Below are 20640 nucleotides of genomic sequence, written 5' to 3'. Positions count from 1 at the left end.
TTGAATGAATTGTTAGGGCGCGTGCCCGGATGCTTTTATACCGACGTCAGCAAGCGTTTGAATATCCGCATCTGAAACACTCATTAGGTTTTGCAGCTTTTTGGTCTCGTCCGCCAATCGTCCAGTATGACCAGCCAAATCTTGTGCTGTAAAGGTGAAGTGTTTGGCAGAGTATCCGTCTACGGCGCTCGATTTTACGAATGTAAGTTGCCCAGGGACACCGACAACTATATGGCCATGCACAATGGCATTTCGTTTGGCGATCTTCTCAATCTTGCGAAGTAATCGAAGCGCTTCGCTCGGCTGAGGATCTCGCAGCTTAAGCAAGCTCGATAGGACAGATACTCTCTGACGAAACTGCATAGAACTTGTAACGATGAGCGATCGTTCAGGGCCTATCAAAAGCTCTTTCATAATTGCTGCCTCAACTACAGTTTCGAGGACTGACCACGCAACCATGAAAAGCCCGTAGGCTTGCAGTACAAAACTACGATCTTCTGCCATACGCGCCCTAACTACGATTAGACCCCAAAATGGGGCGTAGCAAGGATTCTTCTGCCTGCGGTACAGGCTCGTCAATCGGAATTTTCCCACAGGGGACAACGGTTTGCGGCAATGGGCCCGTGGTCGGGGGCACGAAACATTATTGATGGCGTTATCTGGCAAGGGGGCGTCCATATGCAATATGACCGCGGGCCTGCGGCCCTAGCCGAGAGTCCAGGCCCTGCGCGGGCCCCCAGGCTACTGGACGAAGTTCGCCGTCGTTTGCGCCTCAAACGCTACAGCTTGCGTACCGAGCAGGCCTATCTGTACTGGATTCGCTGCTATATCCGGACTAACGGCTTGCGCCATCCGCGGGAAATAGGCGGTGCCGAAGTGGAGCTCTTCCTAAGCAACCTCGTCCGGCACGATCGGGTTGCGCCCACCACCCGGAACCAAGCGCTATCGGCCCTGCTGTTCCTCTATCGCGAGGTCTTGGCGATCGATTTCGCCAGACTACACCACGCAAACCACCCGCTCGCCGTTCGGCACGGCCATCGCCACACGGGGGGTAAGGAGATCCGGATGGACGTGCAGGGATGCGACTTCAGTGTTCTGCCGCCGGACGCTCGGCCGGCGAGGGTGTGCCCGGCACGGAGGGCTGGCGCGGGCGCGCGTTCGAATTGTCCATGTCCGAAAAGATCAGCCACGGCCCACCGGGCGCACGACGCAACGTGAGGGTGAACTTGCCCATGTCGTCGAGCGTATCGCCGTAACGGTAGCCGCCGACGATGTAGCCGGCTGTCTCTTCCGTGGCGAACGCCAGGGCACGCAGCCGCAACGGGCCGCCTTCTCCCTGACTCTCATAAGCCGCCTGGATCGCCGGGCGTCCGCGGATCGGCGGACGATTGCTTTGCAGGACGAACCCGTCTTCGGCGAACAGCGAGGCGAGCGCCGCCGCGTCGCCCGCGCGCCATGCGCGCTCATAGTCGCGAAGCACCCGGTCCAGCTGCGGCGGCAGCGCGACGTCCGGAAGCTTCGAGCTCGCGACTGGCTTTGCGGCGTCCTGCGCAAGAAGCGGTCCCGCCACCGTCATGAGGCCGATGGCGACGCAAGCGAGGATGGATTGGCGCATGCTTCAGCTCCATTGAAATTTGTAGATGGCCATACGCCAGGTTGATCCAATCCGCGAAGCGGCTTCGGTTTGAATGCATCATCAGGTTGAGACCGGGTACGTCCAATGCACGACCCGCTCACCGTCCGGGTCGACGACTATGCCCATGCGCGTAAAGCCGAGCCGGGAGACCACGGCGCTCGAGGCGATGTTGTCGGGAAGAATATGCGCGTCCAGATGCCGCACCATGCCGCTGGATGCCGCGAGCCTGAGCAATTGCGTCACCGCCGCGGTGGCGATGCCGCGGCGCCTGGCGGCCTTGGCCACGCCATAGCCGATCTCGACGCGGCCATCGACCGGTGTTCCCTTGAATCTGCAACCGCCCAGGATTTGCCCGGACTCGTTGGCGACGACGAGGAAAGGCACGCACCACTCGGCCGGAACGCCGGCCTCGAGTTGCGACAAGGCACGGGCGGCGACATGCGCGGGCGGCAATGCTCCCTCTGCGGCAGGAAGCTCCGTCGGCTCGGAGGCCGCGAGCCTGCGCAAGTTCGGGAGATCCATGGGAATGAGCGCGATCATTGCTGTTTCCACGGCCCGCCGCGGCCCGGTTCCTGCAACCGCGATAGAACCTGAAAGAACTGCAGCGCGGATTCTGGGCCTGCCCGCGCAAAACCGTCAATCATGCTCCTCTGGTCGGGGAATCCCAGGCTCGAAGCGGTTCCGCCCGGCAGCAGCGAATGCAATGCCGGCGCACTAGCCCGCCACCTGCTCGCGCAGGAAATCCACGAACACGCGCAGCTTCGGCGCCATGTGTTCGCGCGCCGGGTAGTAGATGAAGAACCCGGGGAAGGGGGCCAGGTCGTCGTCGAGCACGCGCTGCAGGCTGCCGGCGGCGAGGTCGGCGGCGACCTCCGATTCGAACTGCTGGGTCAGGCCCAGGCCCGCGCGCGCGGCATCGCGGGCGAGGCTGCTGTCGTTGACGATCAGGCGGCCGCCGACCTCGACCTCGAAGTCGCGGCCCGCGCGCGTGAACTCGTAGGCCATCAGCCGTCCGCTGCTCAGGCGATGGCGGATGCAGTCGTGATGGACGAGATCGCCCGGCGCGCGCGGCGGCGGATGGCGGCGGAAGTAGGCGGGCGATCCCACCACGACCTGGCGCTGCATCGGTCCGATGGGCAGGGCGATCATGTCCTTGGCCAGGCTTTCGCCCAGGCGAATGCCGGCATCGAAGCCGCCGGCCACCAGGTCGGCCAGGCTCGGGTCGACGAACAGCTCCACCTCGACCTCGGGATAGCGCGCGGCGAAGGCCGGCAGGCGCGGCATCACCAGTTGCTGGGCGGCGATGCGGGAGAGGTTGATGCGCAGGCGGCCGGCGGGGCGGTCGCGGACCCGGTCGAGGTCGTCGAAGGCGGCTTCGATCAGGCGCAGGCCCGGGGCCACCTGCTGCAGGAAGCGCGCGCCGTGTTCGGTCAGGCCGACGCGGCGGGTGGTGCGGCTGAGCAGGCGCACGCCCAGCTGCGCCTCCAGCCCGCGCACGGTCTGCGACAGGGCCGAGGGCGAGACCGCCAGCTCGGCGGCGGCGCGGGTGAAGCTGGCGTGGTGGGCGACGTGGGCGAAGGCGACCACGGCGGACAGCGGGCTGACGGCCATTGTGAAGCCAGGATTCAAAGAGGATGTCGATATTGCCGGTTTATCGATGTAGTGGCCAGCGCGATACTGGCCGCGTCCCCTCACCGCCGCCTTCCCCGAAGGACGCCACCATGTCCCTGCGCCAGACGCTCCCCGTCGCCCTCGCCGGCCTGCTGGCAGGCACCGCCGCCGCGGCCGAGCCGCCGGCCACGCCCTCCGCGCCCGAACGGCTGCGCCTGCCGCACCTGGCCGCGCCCGCCGGACCGTACGCGAACGCGGTGCGCCACGGCGACACCGTCTACCTGTCCGGCCTGACCGCCTTCGGCACCGAGGCCGCCCGGGGCGACACCGCCGCGCAGACGCGCGCGGTACTCGCGCAGCTGCACGGCGCCTTGCGCGATCTCGGCGCGGACTGGCCGGCGGTGGTGAAGGTGACCATTTTCCTGACCGACCTGAAAACGCTGCCTGCCGTGCGCGCGGCACTGGTGGAGGCCTACGGCGCCTCGCCGCCAGCCAGTTCGCTGGTGCAGGTCTCCGGCCTGTTCGATCCCGCGCTGAAGGTGGAGATCGAGGCGGTGGTCGTGGCGCCCGCGCAGAAGCCGTAGCGCCGTTTTCCCGATCGTCCCGAAGCCTGCGCGGCGCCGCCGCGCGGGTCCAGGGAAGCGTTTGCCCGGCCTTCGCCGGCCGGGCGTCCAAAGCTGCGCGGCATTGCCCGCGCACCTCCCTTCACTTCACGGAGCATGCCCCATGAAAACCCGCACCCTCGGCCGCAACGGCCCCGCAGTCTCCGCCCTCGGCCTCGGCTGCATGGGCATGAGTTTCGGCTACACCACCGACACCGACGAATCCGAATCGCTGGCCACGCTTTCGCGCGCGCTCGAACTGGGCGTCAATTTCTGGGACACCGCCGAGATCTACGGCCCGCACACCAACGAGCAGCTGATCGGCGGCTTTCTGAAAGGCAGGCGCGACCAGGTCTTCCTCGCCACCAAGTTCGGCTTCGTCATCACCCCGGGCATGCAGGACGCGCGCGCCGGCGGCATCGACGGCAGCCCCGCCAACGTGCGCGCCGCCGTCGAGGGCAGCCTCAAGCGTCTGGGCACCGACTACATCGATCTGTACTACCAGCATCGCGTCGATCCGAACGTGCCGATCGAGGAAACCGTCGGCGCCATGGCCGACCTGGTGCGGGCCGGCAAGGTGCGTTACCTCGGCCTGTCCGAGGCCAGCGCCGACACCCTGCGCCGCGCGAATGCCGTGCATCCGATCACCGCGCTGCAGAGCGAGTACTCGCTGTGGACGCGCGATCCGGAGGAGAACGGCGTGCTCGCCGCCTGCCGCGAGCTCGGCATCGGCTTCGTCCCGTACTCGCCGCTCGGCCGCGGCTTCCTCACCGGCGCGATCCGCTCGCCGGAGGACTTCGAGGCCGACGACTGGCGCCGCACCAATCCGCGTTTCCAGGGCGAGAACTTCGCCAGGAACCTGGCGCTGGTCGAGCAGATCCGCCAGCTCGCCGCCGACAAGGGCGTGTCGCCGGGACAGCTCGCGCTCGCCTGGGTGCTGGCGCAGGACGAACACATCGTGCCGATCCCCGGTACCAAGCGCCGCACGTATCTGGAAGAGAACGTCGGCGCCGTCGATGTCGCGCTCGGCGACGACGAGCTGACGCGCATCGAGCTGGCGTTCCCGCTGCATGCCGCCGCCGGCGCGCGCTATGTCGCGGCGGGGATGCAGATGATCGAACGTTGATCGCGTTGCGCGCGGTGGCGGATCAATCGCGTTCGGCGATGTCCGTCACCGGGCGCGGCGTGTCGTCGCCGTTCAAGGTGTAGGCCTCCACGCCGGTGCCTTCGGCGCCGGCGACTTCGATCGACGCGATGCTGCCGGGTTCGCCGCTCAGCACGACCGAGACGGAATTGGAATTGCCGTTGGCGTCGTCGAGGCGCACCGTCTCGGACTGTCCGTTGGCGTAATGCACCGTGATTTCGGTGCCTTCGTCGAAGGTGCCGTCGTCCATGCTCAGGTAGAGGCGATCGTAGGGCTGGACCGCGTCCAGCTTGCTTCCGCCGCCGTCCGCGCCCTCGCGCCGCATTTCGGCGTTGGCCACGCGCCAGGTCCACGGGTTCTCGCGCATCACTTCGTTCGTGGCCGGGCCGGGTTCGTTGGAGGCGTCGCGCCCGGTGTTGGGGCCGGCGTCCACCAGCACGGGCACGCCGGAATAACCGCGGTTGCGGCGATCGCCCGGATCGTCCCAGCGCACATTGTTGTGTTCGTTGCTGATGGCGATGCCGGGCAGGCCGGTCGGGCCGAGTGCGTTGTTCATCTCGCGCACGCCGCGGTCGTCGTCGTGCAGGATGGCGCCGCCGGCGCCGCTGGAGGCGTTCTTGCCGGAGAAATCGATCACCTCGCCCCCGGCGTCGATCGTCACCTCGTAGACGCGCTCGTCGTCGGTGGTGCGGCCCCAGCGATTGCTGAGCACGGCCGGATCGCTGCCGTCGCCGCCGTCCTCGTTGCTGTACAGGATGCGGTAGGCGATGGTGGTGGTGCCGTCGTCGTGATGGATCACCTGCGCGGTGGTCATCAGCGGCGTGTTGTTGGTGGCCTGTTCGTTGTCGGCCAGCGCCAGGTTGGGCGCGTAGCGCGCGGCCAGCGCCTGATCGCGCACGGCCGGGTCGCTCGAATCGACATCGAGATTGGTGGCGTCCATGCGCACCGATGCGGGGTCGATGCGCGCTTCCGGCGCACCGGTGCCGAGCGCGCTGCTGTCGCGCAGCTCGATGGTGTGCGGGCCCGGTCCGAGCACGCCGAGGTTGACGTCGGCGCCGTCCGGATTCTCCGCGAAGATCGTCGCGTCGGCGACGTATTCGCCGTCGACGTAGACCGAGACGATGCCGGCGCGCGGTCCGCTCGCGTTGCTCCAGCTGGCGCCTTCCGGCGGCACGGCGTCGATGTGCAGCACGGTGGGATCCTGCGCCGAGCCGTCGACCTGCCGCGTGGCCAGCGTCGGCAGGGCGGAGGGCTGCTCGCGCACCGTGTAGCTGGTCAGGTCCTTGGCGCTGATCACGCCGTCGCGCTCGCCCCCCTTGGCGGCGGTGTCCAGGCGATCGCGCAGGTCGGGGGTATCGAGCAGGTGGCTGGCGGCGTCCACCAGCTCCTGGTCGCGGCTATGTTCGACGACGGCCTGCAGGTCGCCGCGGCTGATCTTGCCGTCGGCGTCGCCGCCCTTGGCCGCGGTGTCGAAGTCGCCGAAACGGCGATTGAGCACGTCCAGCGCAACATCGTCGGTGATGCGGCGCGGCGGCACGCGCGCGGGCTCGGCGTAGTGCACGGGGGCGGGTTCGGCCCGGACTCCATCGACGGACATGGCGGCGGCTCCTGGATGGCGCTGTCGGACCCTACCTTAGCCCCGCGCAGCGCGCATGACAGCTAGGAATGCCCCTAGCCGGCGCTACATGGAGGGACCGCCGCCGCGCGCGCTACCATCGGCCCCTGCCTGCCCACGGAGCATTGCCGATGCCGTCTCCACGCTGCCTTTCGCCGCTGCTCGCCGGCGCCCTTCTCGCCGGCATGCCGCTCGCCGCCGCCGCGCAGCAGACGCCGCCCACGCAACGCCCCGAGGTCGCGGCCGCCGCCGCCAAGCTGCGCCAGCAGGTGATCGATTGGCGGCGCGATTTCCACCAGCACCCGGAACTGTCCAACCGCGAGGAGCGCACCGCCGCGAAGGTGGCCGAGCACTTGCGCGCGCTCGGCCTGCAGCCGCGCACGGGCATCGCCCATCACGGCGTGGTGGCGATCATCCGCGGCGGCAAGCCGGGGCCGAGGATCGCGCTGCGCGCCGACATGGACGCGCTGCCGGTGCGCGAACAGACCGGGCTGCCGTTCGCCTCCCAGGCCACCGCGACCTTCCGCGGCGAGACGGTCGGGGTGATGCACGCCTGCGGGCACGATGCGCACACCGGCATCCTGCTCGGCGTGGCCGATGCGCTGGTGGCCATGCGCGAACGGCTGCCGGGCGAGGTGATGCTGATCTTCCAGCCGGCCGAGGAGGGCGCGCCGGCCGACGAGGAGGGCGGCGCGGCGCTGATGCTCAAGGAAGGCCTGTTCCGGGACTTCAAGCCGGAGGCCGTGTTCGGCCTGCACGTGTTCTCCTCCGTGCAGGCCGGCAAGATCGCCGTGCGCGGCGGCCCGCTGATGGCGGCCTCCGACCGCTTCACCATCAAGGTGCACGGACGCCAGACCCACGGCTCGGCGCCGTGGAAGGGCGTGGACCCGATCGTGGCCAGCGCCGATCTGATCTCCACCGCGCAGACCATCGTCAGCCGCCGCACCGACATTTCGCGGCTGCCGGCGGTGGTGACCTTCGGCGCCATCAAGGGCGGCATCCGCTACAACATCATCCCCGACGAGGTGGAGATGGTCGGCACCATCCGCACCTTCGACGAGGGCATGCGCCAGGACATCTTCGCCGACCTGAAGAACGTCGCCGAGCACGTCGCCAGCGCGCACGGCGCGCGCGCCGAGGCGCAGGTGCCCGACCAGCCGGGCAATCCGGTCACCTACAACGACCCGGCGCTGACCGCGAAGATGCTGCCCAGCCTGCAGGCGACGGTCGGGGCCGGCAACGTCTACGAACCCTCGCTGCAGATGGGCGCGGAGGATTTTTCCTTCTACGCCAAGCAAGTGCCGGCGATGTTCTTCTTCGTCGGCTCCACCGCCGAGGGCACCGATCCGGCGACCGCGCCCAGCAACCACTCGCCGAAGTTCCTGCTCGACGAATCCTCGCTCGACGTCGGCCTGCGCGCGCTGCTGCAGGTCACGCTGGATTATCTCGGCGCGCCGCGCGCCTAGCCGATCAGGGCAGCTCGCGGCCGGAGTGCGGGTCCAGCGCGTAGGGATGGTCCTCGTCGAGGAAGCCCGGTTGCGCGCGCACGCGCGCGATCCAGGCGCGCAGGTGGGCGAACGGCGCCAGCGACAGCCCGTCGGCCTCGTCGCTGCGGCTGGCGTAGGCGAACAGGGCGATGTCGGCGACGGTGTAGGCCTGGCCGGCGACAAAAGGCCGGCCGGCCAGCTGCGCGTCGAGGACGGCCAGCGCCTTGCGGCCGGCCGCGCGCTTGCCCTCCACCAGCACCGGCGCGCGCCGCGCCAGCTTGCCGGTCTGCGTCCAGTGGCGTAGCGCGCCGATCTGGCTTTCCACGCGCTCCTGCTCGAAGGACATCCACTGCAGCACCTTGGCGCGGTCGAAGCCGTCCGCGGGCAGGTAGGGCGTGCCCTCGGCGAGGTGGAACAGGATCGGATTGGACTCCGACAGCACGCGGCCGTCCTCGAAGCGCAGCGCCGGCACCGTGCCGGTGGGGCTGATCTGCAGATAGTCCGGGCGCTGGCCTTCGCCCTCGAAGATGCTGACCGGGACGCTGCGGTAGGGACGGTCCAGGTGCCGCAGCAGCTGGCGGACTTTCCAGGCGTTGCGCGAGGGCAGGTAGTCGTAGAGCGTGAGCATGGGCGCGAGAGGGTTGCGGGGTCGGGACGCAGTGTCCGGCGCGCGCGACCGCGGCGATATCCGCTTCTTGCGCGGGCGGCGTAAAATTGGCCCATGTCTTCGCAACTCCCGCTCGGCCGCGACGTCGCGTATCCGCGTCATTACGATGCTTCGCTGCTGTTTCCCATCCCGCGCGCGCAAGGGCGTGCCGGCCTGGGCTTGCACGGGGAAGCGCTGCCCTTCGTCGGGACGGACCGCTGGCATGCCTACGAGCTGAGCTGGCTGGACGGGCGCGGCAAGCCGGTCGTGGCCACCGCCACGATCAGCGTGCCGGCGGCCTCGCCCCACCTGATCGAATCCAAGTCGCTCAAGCTCTATCTGAACTCCTTCAACGCCGAGCGCTTCGACAGCGCCGAGCAGGTCCGCGCGCGCATCGTCGCCGACCTGTCGCACGCCGCCGGCGCCCCGGTCGAGGTCGTCGACGGGTTGCCCGCCATCGGCGAGGACGCCGGCCTGCAATCGCTGGACGGCCTGGCCGTCGACTGCGACCGCTACGACGCGCCGGACCCGGCGTTCCTGGCCGTGGCCGACGCCGGCGAGGTCGAGGAGCGCCTGCACTCGGCCCTGCTCAAGTCCAACTGCCCGGTCACCGGCCAGCCCGACTGGGCCGGCGTGACCCTGGCCTACCGCGGCCCGCGCATCGACCGCGCCGGCCTGCTGCGCTACCTGGTCTCCTTCCGCGAGCACGCCGAATTCCACGAGCAATGCGTGGAACGCATCTTCGTCGACGTGCTGGCGCGCTGCCGCCCGCGGGCGCTGTCGGTGGAGGCGCGCTACACCCGCCGGGGCGGGCTGGACATCAATCCCTGGCGCGCCACGCCCGGCCTGCCGCCGCCCGTTCCGGGCCGCGACCTGCGGCAATAAACGCCGCGCAAACAGCGCGACGGACTTCACGGCCGAAATATGATTTTTTAACAACGTTCGTGGGACGCTGCGCGCCGTCAACGCGGCATAGGAGCCCCTGATGAGCAACCCCCAGAATCCCAACGATCCGAACTCGCTCTCGCTCGCGTCTGGCGGTGCGAAGAATGACGAACCCAAGGCCGACTTCTCCGGCGTGACGAGCAAGGTCACGAGCACCGAACAGGAAGCGACCAAGGCCGACTTCAGCGGCGTGACCTCCAAGGTGACCTCCACCGAGGAAGCGGTCGGCGAACAGACCTATACCGTGCAGAAGGGCGACACCCTGTCGCATATCGCCAAGCAGTTCTACGGCAAGGCGAGCGCATGGCACCAGATCTTCGAGGCCAACAGCGATCAGATCAAGGATCCGGACTTGATCAAGCCCGGCCAGGTGCTGAAGATTCCGGCCAAGGCCGACTGAGCAGTTTCGCGTCTGTTTCCTGCGCGCCGGGCGCTGCCCGGTTCCGACCATTCCTGACCCTCTCACGGAGATACCCATGACAAGCAAGACGCTCAATCTCGCCATCGCCGCCGCCCTGGTCGGCTCGCTGGCGCTGGTCGGCTGCAAGAAGAAGGAAGAGCCCGCCGCCACGCCGCCGGCCGCCACCGAACCGGCCGCGCCTGCGCCGACCACGACGCCCGAACCCGCGCCGGCCCCGGCCGCCGCCACCGTCTCGGTGACCTCGGTCGACCTGGGCAACGCCGCCGGCCCCGACGGCAAGATCACCACCCCGACCTCGGCCTTCGGCAAGAAGGACAAGATCATCGCCGCCGTCAGCACCAGCAACTCCGATCCGGCCGCCGCCTCCACCGGCAAGCTGACCGCCAAGTGGACGTTCCAGGACGGCCAGGTGGTGAAGGAAGACTCCCAGGAGTTCAACTTCACCGGCCCCGGCGTGACCAAGTTCGAGCTGACCAACGACAAGGACTGGCCGGTGGGTAAGTACAAGGTCGAAATCTCGCTCGACGGCGCCGTCGTGCAGAGCAAGGACTTCGAGGTCAAGTAAGCGACCGCTCCATCCGCAAGACCCGCAGGGCGCGCCGAAAGGCGCGCCCTGCGCATTTCCGGAGAGCGCATCGTTTCAAGGAGCGCGCGCAATCGAACGGCCGGATTCGGGCGGCGCCCTCGCGCGGCGGCGGCGAACGCCATGCGTGCCGCATCCTGGGGCCAACCCTAGCTAGGACACGTCCCAGGTCGTCCGGCCCGGCAGCGCCGACTAGGCTTGGACCGTCGCCACGGATTCCGAGCACGCCATGACCACCATTTCCTCGCAGGTCCAGCCCTCCTTCGAAGCGCCGCCGCTGCCCGCGCAGCGCCCGCAGACGCCCGCCTCCGACGCCGCCGCGCGCGCGCCGGTCGCCGACGGCGTCTCGCGCATGCTCGCCGCGGTGCCGGCCAAGCGCCCCGACGACGGCGGCGGGGCCCCGAGCGGCGAGCGCGAACTGGTCGCCTCCGAGGACAGCGTCACCGCCGGCGGCGTGCGCGATGCCTACGACATGCAGCTGTACCGGGAGGCCGACGGCACCTATACCCTCGAACTCGACATGAAGATCGAGTTCAACTTCCAGGAAGGCCCCGACGGGCAGACCTGGACCGAGCAGGACAAGCAGCAGTTCATCGCCGACTACAAGCAGGCCATCGAGAACGCCTGGAGCGGCCACACCATCACCACCGACGACGGCCAGCAGGTCACGCTGGACGTCAATCTCGACGTCGGCGAGGCCCCGGGCGGCTTCTTCGGCGGCCTGAAGGATGCGGTCGACGGCAGCGAGAACTGGAACATCGACGTGGTGAAGATCGACGAGGGCGGCTTCAACCAGAGCTACGTGGTGCCGAGCCAGAACACCGGCCGCTTCGACAGCGAGGACGTCAATCCCGTGAACAAGGGTGCCTCCGACCCGCAGGTCGGCGCGGCGCACGAGTTCGGCCACATGATCGGCCTGCCCGACGAGTACAATGGCAACGGCGGTCCCGACGCGGCCAAGGACACCGACAGCATCATGCATACCGGCATGGACGTGCGCGAGCGCCACCTCGACATCCTGGAAACCTGGGTAGAGGACCACACCTGAACCCGCTCGCGCCCGCCCCGCTGATCCGCCCGCTGCTGGCATGCTGCCTGCTGCTGGCCGCGTGCGGCGGCCGCCTCCACGGTGACTCCATGTCCGGCAACGACGCGACCGACAACGCATGGCAGGCGGTACGCGCCGCCGCCACCCCCGAGGACCAGCGCCGCGGCATCGACGCCTTCCTGGCGCTGCAGCAGGGCGCCGGCGCGCCGCCGCTGCAGGTGAGCGTGCGCGAGCTCGCCTCCGGGCAGAAGGCGCGCATCGACCAGGCGCTCTGGGACCATCCGCAGCAGTACGAGGTCACCCTGCGCTACGGCGACCGCCAGTACCCCTTCGTGCCGCAGTCGCGCGCCAGCCTCGAGCCGCTGTTCCGCGAATAGGCCCGCAGCGTTGCGATTTTCCTCAGGCGCCGTCCCGCGGCGTCTTTTTTCGCCTGCCGCCGGCCCCTGAGGGACGGCCGCCGCCACCGGCCGGCCCGATCCGCTCGTCGCGCGCTTTGCCGCGGACCGGCTAAACCGCGACAATAGGCTTTCGTACGCGCCAGTCGAGCTGCCGCCCCGATGCGGTCGTATCGGCTGCGGACCCGCCGGTCCGCGGCCGGTGCCCAAGGCCACCGGCCCAGCGCGATCCCTCACCTCGGAGATTCCGATGTCAGATTTCACCCCGACAGTTCCTGCCGGTGGCAGCAAGATCACCCAGTCCGCGCAAGGCCTCAACGTTCCCGACCGTCCGATCATCCCCTTCATCGAGGGCGACGGCACCGGTCCCGACATCTGGCGCGCCAGCGTGCGCGTGCTCGACGCCGCGGTGGCCAAGGCCTACGGCGACAAGCGCAAGCTGGAATGGATGGAAGTGCTGGCCGGCGAGAAGGCCTACAACGCCACCGGCAACTGGCTGCCCGACGCCACCGTCGAGGCCTGCCGCGAATACCTGGTGAGCATCAAGGGGCCGCTGACCACGCCGGTCGGCGGCGGCATCCGCTCGCTCAACGTCGCCCTGCGCCAGATGCTCGACCTGTACGTGTGCCTGCGCCCGGTGCGCTGGTTCGAGGGCGTGCCCTCGCCGGTGAAGAAGCCCGGCGACGTCGACATGACCATCTTCCGCGAGAACACCGAGGACATCTACGCCGGCATCGAGTTCGAGCCGGGCAGCGCCGAGGCGCAGAAGGTGCTGGACTTCCTCGCCAAGGAATTCCCGCGCTCGTTCGACAAGATCCGCTTCGGCACGGCCGAGAAGGCGGCGGCCTGGGAGAAACAGCTGCAGGACATCGGCATGCCGGCCAAGGAGCCGGGCATCAAGGTCGGCGTCGGCATCAAGCCGGTCAGCTGGCTCGGCACCGAACGCCTGGTGCACGCGGCCATCCAGTACGCGATCGACAACGACCAGAAGTCGGTCACCCTGGTGCACAAGGGCAACATCATGAAGTTCACCGAGGGCGCGTTCCGCGACTTCGGCTACCAGGTGGCGCGCGACAACTTCGGCGCGGTCGAGCTCGACGGCGGCCCCTGGCACGTGATTCCGGAAGGCAAGCCGGGCGCGGGCATCGTCATCAAGGACGCCATCGCCGACGCCTTCCTGCAGCAGATCCTGCTGCGGCCGAAGGAATACGACGTGGTGGCCACGCTCAACTTGAACGGCGACTACCTCTCCGACGCCCTGGCCGCGCAGGTCGGCGGCATCGGCATCGCCCCGGGCGCCAACATCAACTACGTCACCGGCCACGCCGTGTTCGAGGCCACCCACGGCACCGCGCCCAAGTACGCCGGCCAGGACAAGGTGAACCCGGGCTCGGTGATCCTCTCGGGCGAGATGATGCTGCGCTACATGGGCTGGACCGAGGCGGCGGACGCGATCATCGCCGGCATGGACAAGGCCATCGCCAGCAAGCGCGTCACCTACGACTTCGCCCGCCTGATGGAGGGCGCGACCGAGGTGAAGTGCAGCGAGTTCGCGGACGAGATCATCAAGCACCTGTAAGGCGCAAGCGTTCCGCCCGCATGGAAAAGGCCCGGCATCGCCGGGCCTTTTCTGTTTTCGGCATATGCCGTGTGGCCCGCCAATGCTTCCTTATCTGCTGACGTTGCCGCCGCCATCGAAGCAAGCCGCCAATCCGTTCGCGTAATTGGCGACGGTGTTGCCGCGGCACACGGACTTGTTCCCGGTGTCGATGTAGATGCCATATCCCGGCGTGGCGCCGCTGTTGATGATCGTGTTGTTGCGATAGCTGGACACGTTCTCCGACGGCCCCATCCAGGCGAGGATCCCGTTCGCGGTGCCGTTGCTGCCGATCGTCACCACGCCGAGAATCCGGTTGTCGACGACTTCGAACGGGCCGGATACGGCATGGATGCCCACTGGATTGCCCCAGCTGCTGTCGGCCGCCGGCTTGACGCCACTCACCAGATTGTTCGCAACCAGGCCGTTGCCCTGCACGAAGATGCCTTTGGCCGTGCCCACCGACGGGCGGCCGCCGGTGTCGGTCACCTGATTCGCCCGCACGATGCTGCCCCATCCCTGCACGTCGATGCCGACCATCGTGCTCGCATCCACGTGATTGTGCTCCACCAGATGTCCCTGGCTGTTGCTGTTGTCGGTGTTGCCAAGCTGCAATCCGATATAGAACCCGCGAATACTGCAGTGGCGGATGGTGACATCGGCCCTGTTCTGTGCGCGAATGCCGAACGCCACCGTGCCCGGACCCGCGGCGGAACCGTCGATACTGCGTCCATTGCAGTCGATGGTCACATTATCGGTATTGATCGTGATGGCATTGCCGCTGACGATGGCGGTCGCCAGGTTCTGGTCGAGGCAGTACAGACCCGGCGTACCGATCGTCGCCGGAAGGGTGTCGATCGCGGTGCAGTTGCCGGCCTCGGCATGGGCCGCGAAACCGCAGCTTCCCAGGAGCAGGCCGGTGATGATCGATGAGCGCATGATGTATCTCCTTTGCATGGTGTTTCGGACGAATTGTTCGGCTTGCCTTGCTGCTGCGTGGCGCATACCACCCCCTTGTTGGCGCACGGTCGCGTAGCCGAAGGAGCCGGCTCCTTCGATCGCGATGCGTGATGACGTTAAGCGCGTTCCCCGACGCGCCTGCGAACCGGGCATGACGCCCGGCGATTCACTACGGCTAAACCACGCCGCGACCCTTCATGTGCGATCGGAATGGCGTCGGCGTGATCAGAAAATGATAGCCAGGGAGGGTCTCATAGCCGGAGACCACCGATTAAAAATTCAGCTTTTTGGATGCTCTGGCGCTGAGCGCTCGCCGCTTGCGTGAATCATCTCGCCGTCGACGTCACGGCTATTGACCGCCACTCGGTGCTCGCCCATGTCGGCGGGAAACAACGTATCGGAAGTGGACTGCAGGAGCTGTTCCAAGGTTCCCATCGTGATGCATCTTCCAAATGCGACAAGGCCAGAAAGGCGGACGCTGTCTGCAGGATCGCTCTTGCATATCCCTAAGAGCATCCTCTCTATCCTTGGTGTTTCTCCAGCATCACCGCCGGCTCCGGCTTCACCCGCACCGCCCACACCACGCCGCCGACCAGCAGGGTGATGCCGAGCAGGGTGAGCGGCGGCGGCATCTGGCCGCGCAGGGCGAAGGCGTAGCCCAATGCGGCCAGCGTCTCGAAGACGATCAGCTGGCCGACCAGGGCGGTGGGCAGGCGCTGGCTGGCCTCGTTCCAGCACAGGGTGCCGAGCCAGGAGGCGAACAAACCGATGGCGACCATCAGGCCGACGAAGAACATCGGCCGCGGGCCGAGCGGCATCGGGAATCCGTTGCCCGAGACCGCGTACCAAGCCCAGACCAGGACATAGCCGATCAGGGCCTGCGGCAAGACGGTGAGGCCCTGCGCGGTGGCCCAGGCGCGCGGCTTGCGGCCGGGGTGGTCGCGCAGCCAGTCGGCGTTGCGCAGCGGGTACCAGGTCCAGCAGGCCACGGCGACGATCGCCAGCAGCGCGCCGAGGGCGTAGCGGGTCGGATCGGCATTCGGTTCGTCGCGCAGCGCCTGCAGTTCGGCGCGGTTGACGCAGGCGATGCCGAGCGCGATCAGCAGCAGCGACGGCGCCAGGCGCCGCCAGGGCAGGCGGCCGTCGCGGCGGTGGTTGCGCAGGTTGGCGCTGATCGCGATCACCACCGGCAAGGTGCCGATGATCATGGTCGGCAGCGGACCGCCGGCGCGCTGGATGGCGGCGGCCAGGCAGACGTAGTACAGCAGGTTGCCGATCGCCGAGAGCTTCACCGCCTCCAGCCAGTCGGCGCCGCGCAGCTTGCGCAGCTCGGCGCGGTCCAGCCAGGCCAGCGGCAGCGCGATCAGGCCGAAGGCGAGATAGCGCCCCATCGCCAGCAGCGCCGCCGAGTATTCCGGCAACAGCAGCGGGGCGACGAACACCAGCCCCCACATCAGCCCGGCGGCGAGTGCGTACAGCGTGCCCAACCACATGGCCGATCCCCGGAACGAAACCGGCAATGTACCCGAAGCGCGCATCCGCGCCGCGTGCACGCGGCTCACGTGGTGGCGGCGATCTCGTAGTGCTGCACGCGCTCCTCGCGCGCCAGCAGATAGCGGTCGTCCTCGGGGTAGTAGCGGGCGCGGGTGAGATCGGCGCCGGCGAAGCCCTCGATGGCCTGCAGCGATTCCCAGGTCGAGACGATCAGGAAATGGGCGATGCGGCCTTCGCGCCGCTGCAGCACCTGCACACCGAGGTTGCCCGGCGTGGCGCGGTAGTCGGCCACGCCGCTGGCGAGCAGGTAGGCCAGGTAGTCGTCGGCGACCTCGCTCAGGGTGGTGCCGTGCCACAGGCGCGCGATCATGCGAAGTGCTCCGTTCGTGTCGATGGCGATGCCGGCCGCCGGGCGGCCGGCGCCTGGGGATCAGCGGAACGGCGACAGGGCGGTCGCCGAGCAGATCGCGGCGATCGCGCCGCGCTTGAACGCCAGGCAGGGCGACTCGCGGCGCGGCGTGCCGGCGCCAGCATCCGCCGATGCCGGCCTGGCCTCGGCATCGGCTTCCTGGTTCGCCAGGGAGAGGGCCAGGTCCGTATTCAGGATATGGCCCTGCTGGAACAACAGTCCGGTAAACAGGTTCATGGCCGACCTCGGTGATTGAGTGAAATCGAAGATACGCGCATACTCAGGCCCGAAAAAGCGACAAAACGGCAACCAAGCCTTGAGGTGAGTTCACAATGGGCCGACCCCCACTGCATGCCCTGCAGGGCTTCGTCGCCGCCGCGCGCTTCGGCAACCTCTCGCGCGCGGCCGAATCGATGCACGTCACCGTCAGCGCGCTCAGCCACCAGATGCGCGCGCTGGAGGAACGGCTGGGCTACAAGCTGCTCGCGCGCAACGCGCGCGGGGTCTCGCTCACCGCCGAGGGCCAGCGCCTGCTCGAGCGCATCGCCCCGCACCTGGACGCCATCGCCCAGGCGGTACAGCCCTTCGCGGCGCGGCGCGACGACATCCTCACCGTCAGCGCCACGCCGTCGATGGCCTCGAACTGGCTGGTGCCGCGGCTGGGCTCGTTCCTGGCCGCCCATCCGAAGATCGAGATCAACCTGCTCTCCAGCGAGGCGGTGGTGGATTTCGCCAGCAACGACGGCATCGACGCGGCCTTGCGCATCGGCTACGGGCAGTGGCCGGGGGTGACCGCCGAGCACCTGTTCGACGAGTGGCTGGTGCCGATGGCCAGCCCGGCGCTGGTGGAGCGCATGGGCGGCGGCATCGATGTCCGCCCGCTGGCCGAATGGCCGCTGCTGGGCGATCCGGACGGGGAATGGAACAACTGGTTCGCGCAGGCCGGCGGCACGCCGCCCACGCGCTTCGTGGCGGTGTTCGACAGTTCCGAATCGCACCACCGCGCCGCGCTCGACGGCGTCGGCGTGGCCATGGGGCGCCTGACCCGCGCGCGGCTGCTGCTCGAATCCGGACAGCTGGTGCGGCTCTCGCCGCAGCGGCTGAAGACGCGCTACGCCCACTACCTGGTCTACCCGCAGCGCTCGGCCGAGCACCGCGGCTTCCTGTCGTTCCGCGACTGGCTGCGCGAGCAGGCCGCCGAGCACGTCCGCAAGACCGAGTGAGGGCGCGGCGGGCAGGGCGGAGGCCTTGGCCGCTGTTACTCTCTCCCCGCGCCTCTCCCCTCGCTCCCGGGCCCATGGACGACATCGCCGCCGCTTCCATCGCCACCCTGATCCGCGACGCGTTCGAGGACTACCACGCCCGCTTCGCCGAGATCACCCGGCGCGCCAAGACGCGCTTCGAGACCATGGACTGGGCGGCCGCGCGCCTGGACGCGGTGGCGCGCATCGAGCTGTACGACGAATGCATCGCCGAATGCGCGCTGCGCCTGCAGGCCGCGCTGCTCGGCCGCGCGCACGACCGCGGCCTGTGGTCGGCGGTGCGCGACTACTACGCCGGCTCCATCGCCGAGCTGATCGACCGCGAGCTGTACAAGACCTTCTACAACACGCTTACCCGGCGCTTCTTCAAGACCCAGGGCGTGGACCGGGCGATCGAGTTCATCGCCATGGACATCGAGCCCACCGATGCGATCACGCATCCGGTGGCGCGGCACAGCTACGCGGTCTCGGGGCAGGTGGCCGACATGTTCGCGCGGGTGCTGGCCGACTACCGCTTCGAGGTGCCGTACGCCGACCGCGACGGTTGCGCGCGGCGGCTGGCGAAACGGCTGGAGCAGGACCTGGCGCACTGGGGCGAGCATCCGGTGCGCTCGATCGACCTGCTCGACACGGTCTTCTACCGCGAGCGCCGCGCCTACCTGATCGGCCGCGTGCTCGGCGAGCACCGCTTCTCGCCCTGCGTCATCGCCCTGGTCAACGACGGCGGCAAGCTCCGCGCCGAGGCGGTGCTGACCCGCCGCGCCGACGTCGCGCACCTGTTCAGCTATGCGCGCAGCTATTTCCAGGCCGACCTGTCCACGGTCGGCGACGCGGTGGTGTTCCTGCGCACGATCCTGCCGGCCAAGCCCATCGACGAGCTGTACACGGTGCTCGGCCGCGCCAAACAGGGCAAGACCGAGCGCTTCCGCACCTTCGTGCGCCACTTCACGCAGCACACGGACGAGGCGCTGACCCAGGCCGAGGGCATCCGCGGCATGGTGATGGCGGTGTTCACGCTGCCCAGCTACCCGCTGGTGTTCAAGGTGATCCGCGACCGCTTCGCCGAGCCCAAGACCATGTCGCGGCAGGACGTGGAGGACAAGTACGCGCAGGTCTTCCACCTCGACCGCGTCGGCCGCCTGCTCGACTCGCAGCCCTACCGCCACCTGCGCTTTCCGCGCGCGCGCTTCGCGCCGGAGCTGCTGGAGGAGCTGCTCGGCAGCTGCGCGGCCAGCGTCTCGGTGGACGGCCGCGCCGTGGTCGTGCACCTGTGCTACGTGCAGCGCCGGCTGCGCCCGCTCAACCTCTACCTGCGCGAGCAGGCGAACCCCGAGGACGCGCTGCGCGTGGCCCTGGACTACGGCCAGGCGATCAAGGACATGGCGCGCAACAACATCTTCCCCGGCGACATGCTGCTGAAGAACTTCGGCGTCAACCGCCACGGCCGGGTGGTGTTCTACGACTACGACGAGCTGTGCCTGGTCACCGACTGCCGCTTCCGCGACTGGCCGGAACCGACCTGCTACGAGGAGGAGATCGCCGACGAGCCCTGGTTCCACGTCGGCCCGCACGACGTCTTCCCCGAGCGCTTCCCGCATTTCCTCGGCCTGCTGCCGAGCATGGCGCAGGCGTTCCGGCAGGCGCACTCGGAGCTCTTCGACCCCTCCTGGTGGCGCGCGCTGCAGGCGCGGCTGCGGCGCGGCGACTATCCCGACACGCCGCCCTACCCCGACGACGCGCGGCTGCGCTGAGCCGCGCGCATCAGGCCACGCGCACCACGCGCTTGCCGAAGTTGTCGCCGCGCAGCAGGCCGATCAGGCCCTGCGGCGCGTTCTCCAGGCCTTCGACGATGTCCTCGCGGTAGCGGATCGCACCCTCGCGCAGCCAGGCGCCCATCTCGCGCAGGAACCGCGGGTACAGGGCGATGAAATCGCGCTGGATGAAGCCGCGCACGGTCAGGCGCCGGCGCAGGATCATGCTCATCAGCGCACTGGTGCGATCCGGGCCCGGCGGCGGCGCGGTGTCGTTGTAGTGCGCGATCAGGCCGCACACCGGCATGCGCGCGAAGTCGTTGAGCAGCGGCAGCACGGCGTCGAACACCGGGCCGCCGACGTTCTCGAAGTACACGTCGATGCCGGCCGGGCAGGCGGCCTGCAGCTGCGCGGCGAACTCGGGATCGCGATGGTCCAGCGCGACGTCGAAGCCCAGTTCCTCGCGCAGATAGTCGCGCTTGGCCGCGCCGCCGGCGATGCCGACCACGCGCGCACCGCGCAGCCGCGCGATCTGTCCGACCGTGGCGCCCACCGGACCGGCCGCCGCGGCCACCACCACGGTCTCGCCGGCCCTGGGCTTGCCGATCTCGTGCAGGCCGGCGTAGGCGGTGAACCCGGGCATGCCGTGGACGCCGAGCGCGGTGCTCGGCGGCGGGCCGGCCGGATCGAGCTTGCGCGTGAGCGCTGCGCCCTCGGCCAGCGCATAGACCTGCCAGCCGGCGTCGGCGGTGACGACTTCGCCCGGCCTGAAGTCCGGATGCAGCGATTCCACCACCTCCGAGACCGTGCGCCCGACCATCACCTCGCCGATCTGCACCGGCGGCGCGTACGACCTGGCATCGCTCATGCGTCCGCGCATGTAGGGATCGAGCGAGAGGAATCTCGTGCGCAGCAATACCTGGCCGGCGCGCGGCACCGGGAGCGGGGCGCGTTCGAGGCGGAAGTTCTCCAGGGTCGGTTCGCCGTGCGGGCGCGAGGCCAGCACGATGCGCACGTTCTCGGTCGCGGCCATC

23 protein-coding genes and 1 pseudogene are annotated in these 20640 nt (G+C 68.7%); 12 read left to right on the top strand and 12 right to left on the bottom strand.

Features of this window, described 5'->3' with window-relative positions; all coding sequences use genetic code 11:
* Positions 1-12: 12 nt before the first annotated feature.
* Positions 13-504 carry a hypothetical protein gene (locus MD221_RS11050; protein WP_242111780.1) on the bottom strand — a complete coding sequence of 164 codons (492 nt, stop codon included), beginning with the start codon at positions 502-504 and terminating at the stop codon, positions 13-15.
* Between the two features lie 111 nt (positions 505-615).
* Here MD221_RS11050 and MD221_RS11045 point away from each other — a divergent pair.
* Positions 616-975 (top strand): annotated as a pseudogene (locus MD221_RS11045) (phage integrase N-terminal SAM-like domain-containing protein); the annotation flags it as partial.
* A 112-nt stretch (positions 976-1087) separates the two neighbouring features.
* Here MD221_RS11045 and MD221_RS11040 read toward each other — a convergent pair.
* The 3 genes from MD221_RS11040 to MD221_RS11030 form a co-directional block, all read right to left on the bottom strand.
* Positions 1088-1615, bottom strand: coding sequence for a YybH family protein (locus tag MD221_RS11040; protein WP_242111778.1), 528 nt, complete (start codon positions 1613-1615; stop codon positions 1088-1090).
* Between the two features lie 81 nt (positions 1616-1696).
* Positions 1697-2176: a GNAT family N-acetyltransferase gene (locus tag MD221_RS11035; protein ID WP_242111777.1), complete on the bottom strand. Its 480-nt coding sequence runs from the start codon at positions 2174-2176 to the stop codon at positions 1697-1699.
* Between the two features lie 174 nt (positions 2177-2350).
* Complete coding sequence (locus MD221_RS11030) at positions 2351-3247, bottom strand: LysR family transcriptional regulator (protein ID WP_242111776.1); 897 nt, start codon at positions 3245-3247, stop codon at positions 2351-2353.
* 110 nt (positions 3248-3357) lie between these two features.
* Here MD221_RS11030 and MD221_RS11025 point away from each other — a divergent pair, with 110 nt between their 5' ends.
* Both MD221_RS11025 and MD221_RS11020 read left to right on the top strand, forming a co-directional pair.
* Entirely contained in the window at positions 3358-3831 is a 474-nt protein-coding gene (locus tag MD221_RS11025; protein ID WP_242111775.1) for a RidA family protein, read from the top strand.
* Between the two features lie 142 nt (positions 3832-3973).
* On the top strand, positions 3974-4975 hold the full coding sequence (locus MD221_RS11020) for an aldo/keto reductase (protein ID WP_242111774.1): 1002 nt from the start codon (positions 3974-3976) through the stop codon (positions 4973-4975).
* Between the two features lie 22 nt (positions 4976-4997).
* Here the strand turns inward: MD221_RS11020 and MD221_RS11015 are convergent, their stop codons facing one another.
* The gene (locus MD221_RS11015; RefSeq protein WP_242111773.1) at positions 4998-6590 is read right to left on the bottom strand and encodes a hypothetical protein; all 1593 of its coding nucleotides are present in this window, start codon (positions 6588-6590) and stop codon (positions 4998-5000) included.
* Between the two features lie 149 nt (positions 6591-6739).
* Between MD221_RS11015 and MD221_RS11010 the strand changes: the two genes are divergently transcribed.
* Positions 6740-8074, top strand: a complete 1335-nt coding sequence (locus MD221_RS11010) for a M20 family metallopeptidase (RefSeq protein WP_242111772.1) — start codon at positions 6740-6742, stop codon at positions 8072-8074.
* A gap of 4 nt (positions 8075-8078) precedes the next feature.
* Here MD221_RS11010 and MD221_RS11005 read toward each other — a convergent pair whose 3' ends face one another.
* The gene (locus MD221_RS11005; protein WP_242111771.1) at positions 8079-8723 is read right to left on the bottom strand and encodes a glutathione S-transferase family protein; all 645 of its coding nucleotides are present in this window, start codon (positions 8721-8723) and stop codon (positions 8079-8081) included.
* A 93-nt stretch (positions 8724-8816) separates the two neighbouring features.
* On the opposite strand from MD221_RS11005, the gene queF reads away from it, so the two are divergent.
* From queF to icd, 6 genes are all read left to right on the top strand, one after another.
* The gene (gene queF, locus MD221_RS11000) at positions 8817-9626 is read left to right on the top strand and encodes an NADPH-dependent 7-cyano-7-deazaguanine reductase QueF (protein WP_242111770.1); all 810 of its coding nucleotides are present in this window, start codon (positions 8817-8819) and stop codon (positions 9624-9626) included.
* Positions 9627-9726: 100 nt separating this feature from the next.
* Positions 9727-10086, top strand: coding sequence for a LysM peptidoglycan-binding domain-containing protein (locus MD221_RS10995; RefSeq protein WP_242111769.1), 360 nt, complete (start codon positions 9727-9729; stop codon positions 10084-10086).
* Between the two features lie 76 nt (positions 10087-10162).
* Positions 10163-10672, top strand: a complete 510-nt coding sequence (locus MD221_RS10990; RefSeq protein ID WP_242111768.1) for a hypothetical protein — start codon at positions 10163-10165, stop codon at positions 10670-10672.
* A gap of 247 nt (positions 10673-10919) precedes the next feature.
* Positions 10920-11738 (top strand): hypothetical protein, encoded by an 819-nt coding sequence (locus MD221_RS10985; protein ID WP_242111767.1) that lies wholly within the window; start codon positions 10920-10922, stop codon positions 11736-11738.
* Positions 11739-11827: 89 nt separating this feature from the next.
* Positions 11828-12115 carry a hypothetical protein gene (locus MD221_RS10980; RefSeq protein WP_242111766.1) on the top strand — a complete coding sequence of 96 codons (288 nt, stop codon included), beginning with the start codon at positions 11828-11830 and terminating at the stop codon, positions 12113-12115.
* Between the two features lie 268 nt (positions 12116-12383).
* Entirely contained in the window at positions 12384-13712 is a 1329-nt protein-coding gene (icd, locus tag MD221_RS10975; protein WP_242111765.1) for an NADP-dependent isocitrate dehydrogenase, read from the top strand.
* 90 nt (positions 13713-13802) lie between these two features.
* On the opposite strand, the gene MD221_RS10970 is transcribed toward icd, so the two are convergent.
* From MD221_RS10970 to MD221_RS10950, 5 genes are all read right to left on the bottom strand, one after another.
* Positions 13803-14669, bottom strand: coding sequence for a right-handed parallel beta-helix repeat-containing protein (locus MD221_RS10970; RefSeq protein ID WP_242111764.1), 867 nt, complete (start codon positions 14667-14669; stop codon positions 13803-13805).
* 300 nt (positions 14670-14969) lie between these two features.
* Entirely contained in the window at positions 14970-15116 is a 147-nt protein-coding gene (locus MD221_RS10965; RefSeq protein WP_242111763.1) for a hypothetical protein, read from the bottom strand.
* Between the two features lie 95 nt (positions 15117-15211).
* Complete coding sequence (locus MD221_RS10960) at positions 15212-16183, bottom strand: DMT family transporter (RefSeq protein ID WP_242111762.1); 972 nt, start codon at positions 16181-16183, stop codon at positions 15212-15214.
* A gap of 65 nt (positions 16184-16248) precedes the next feature.
* Positions 16249-16554, bottom strand: a complete 306-nt coding sequence (locus MD221_RS10955; protein ID WP_242111760.1) for an antibiotic biosynthesis monooxygenase family protein — start codon at positions 16552-16554, stop codon at positions 16249-16251.
* A 60-nt stretch (positions 16555-16614) separates the two neighbouring features.
* On the bottom strand, positions 16615-16830 hold the full coding sequence (locus MD221_RS10950; protein ID WP_242111758.1) for a hypothetical protein: 216 nt from the start codon (positions 16828-16830) through the stop codon (positions 16615-16617).
* 95 nt (positions 16831-16925) lie between these two features.
* Between MD221_RS10950 and MD221_RS10945 the strand changes: the two genes are divergently transcribed.
* A complete protein-coding gene (locus tag MD221_RS10945) occupies positions 16926-17816 on the top strand; it encodes a LysR substrate-binding domain-containing protein (protein WP_242111757.1) in 891 nt (296 codons plus the stop codon).
* Between the two features lie 74 nt (positions 17817-17890).
* On the top strand, positions 17891-19606 hold the full coding sequence (gene aceK / locus MD221_RS10940; protein WP_242111756.1) for a bifunctional isocitrate dehydrogenase kinase/phosphatase: 1716 nt from the start codon (positions 17891-17893) through the stop codon (positions 19604-19606).
* Positions 19607-19616: 10 nt separating this feature from the next.
* Here aceK and MD221_RS10935 read toward each other — a convergent pair whose 3' ends face one another.
* On the bottom strand, positions 19617-20639 hold the full coding sequence (locus MD221_RS10935; RefSeq protein WP_242111755.1) for an NADP-dependent oxidoreductase: 1023 nt from the start codon (positions 20637-20639) through the stop codon (positions 19617-19619).
* Position 20640 lies beyond the last annotated feature (1 nt).

Source organism: Luteimonas aquatica (assembly GCF_022662575.1).
Lineage (GTDB): Bacteria > Pseudomonadota > Gammaproteobacteria > Xanthomonadales > Xanthomonadaceae > Luteimonas > Luteimonas aquatica.
Note: the sequence above shows the minus strand (reverse complement) of the source record. Positions and strands in the feature narration are given on the sequence as shown.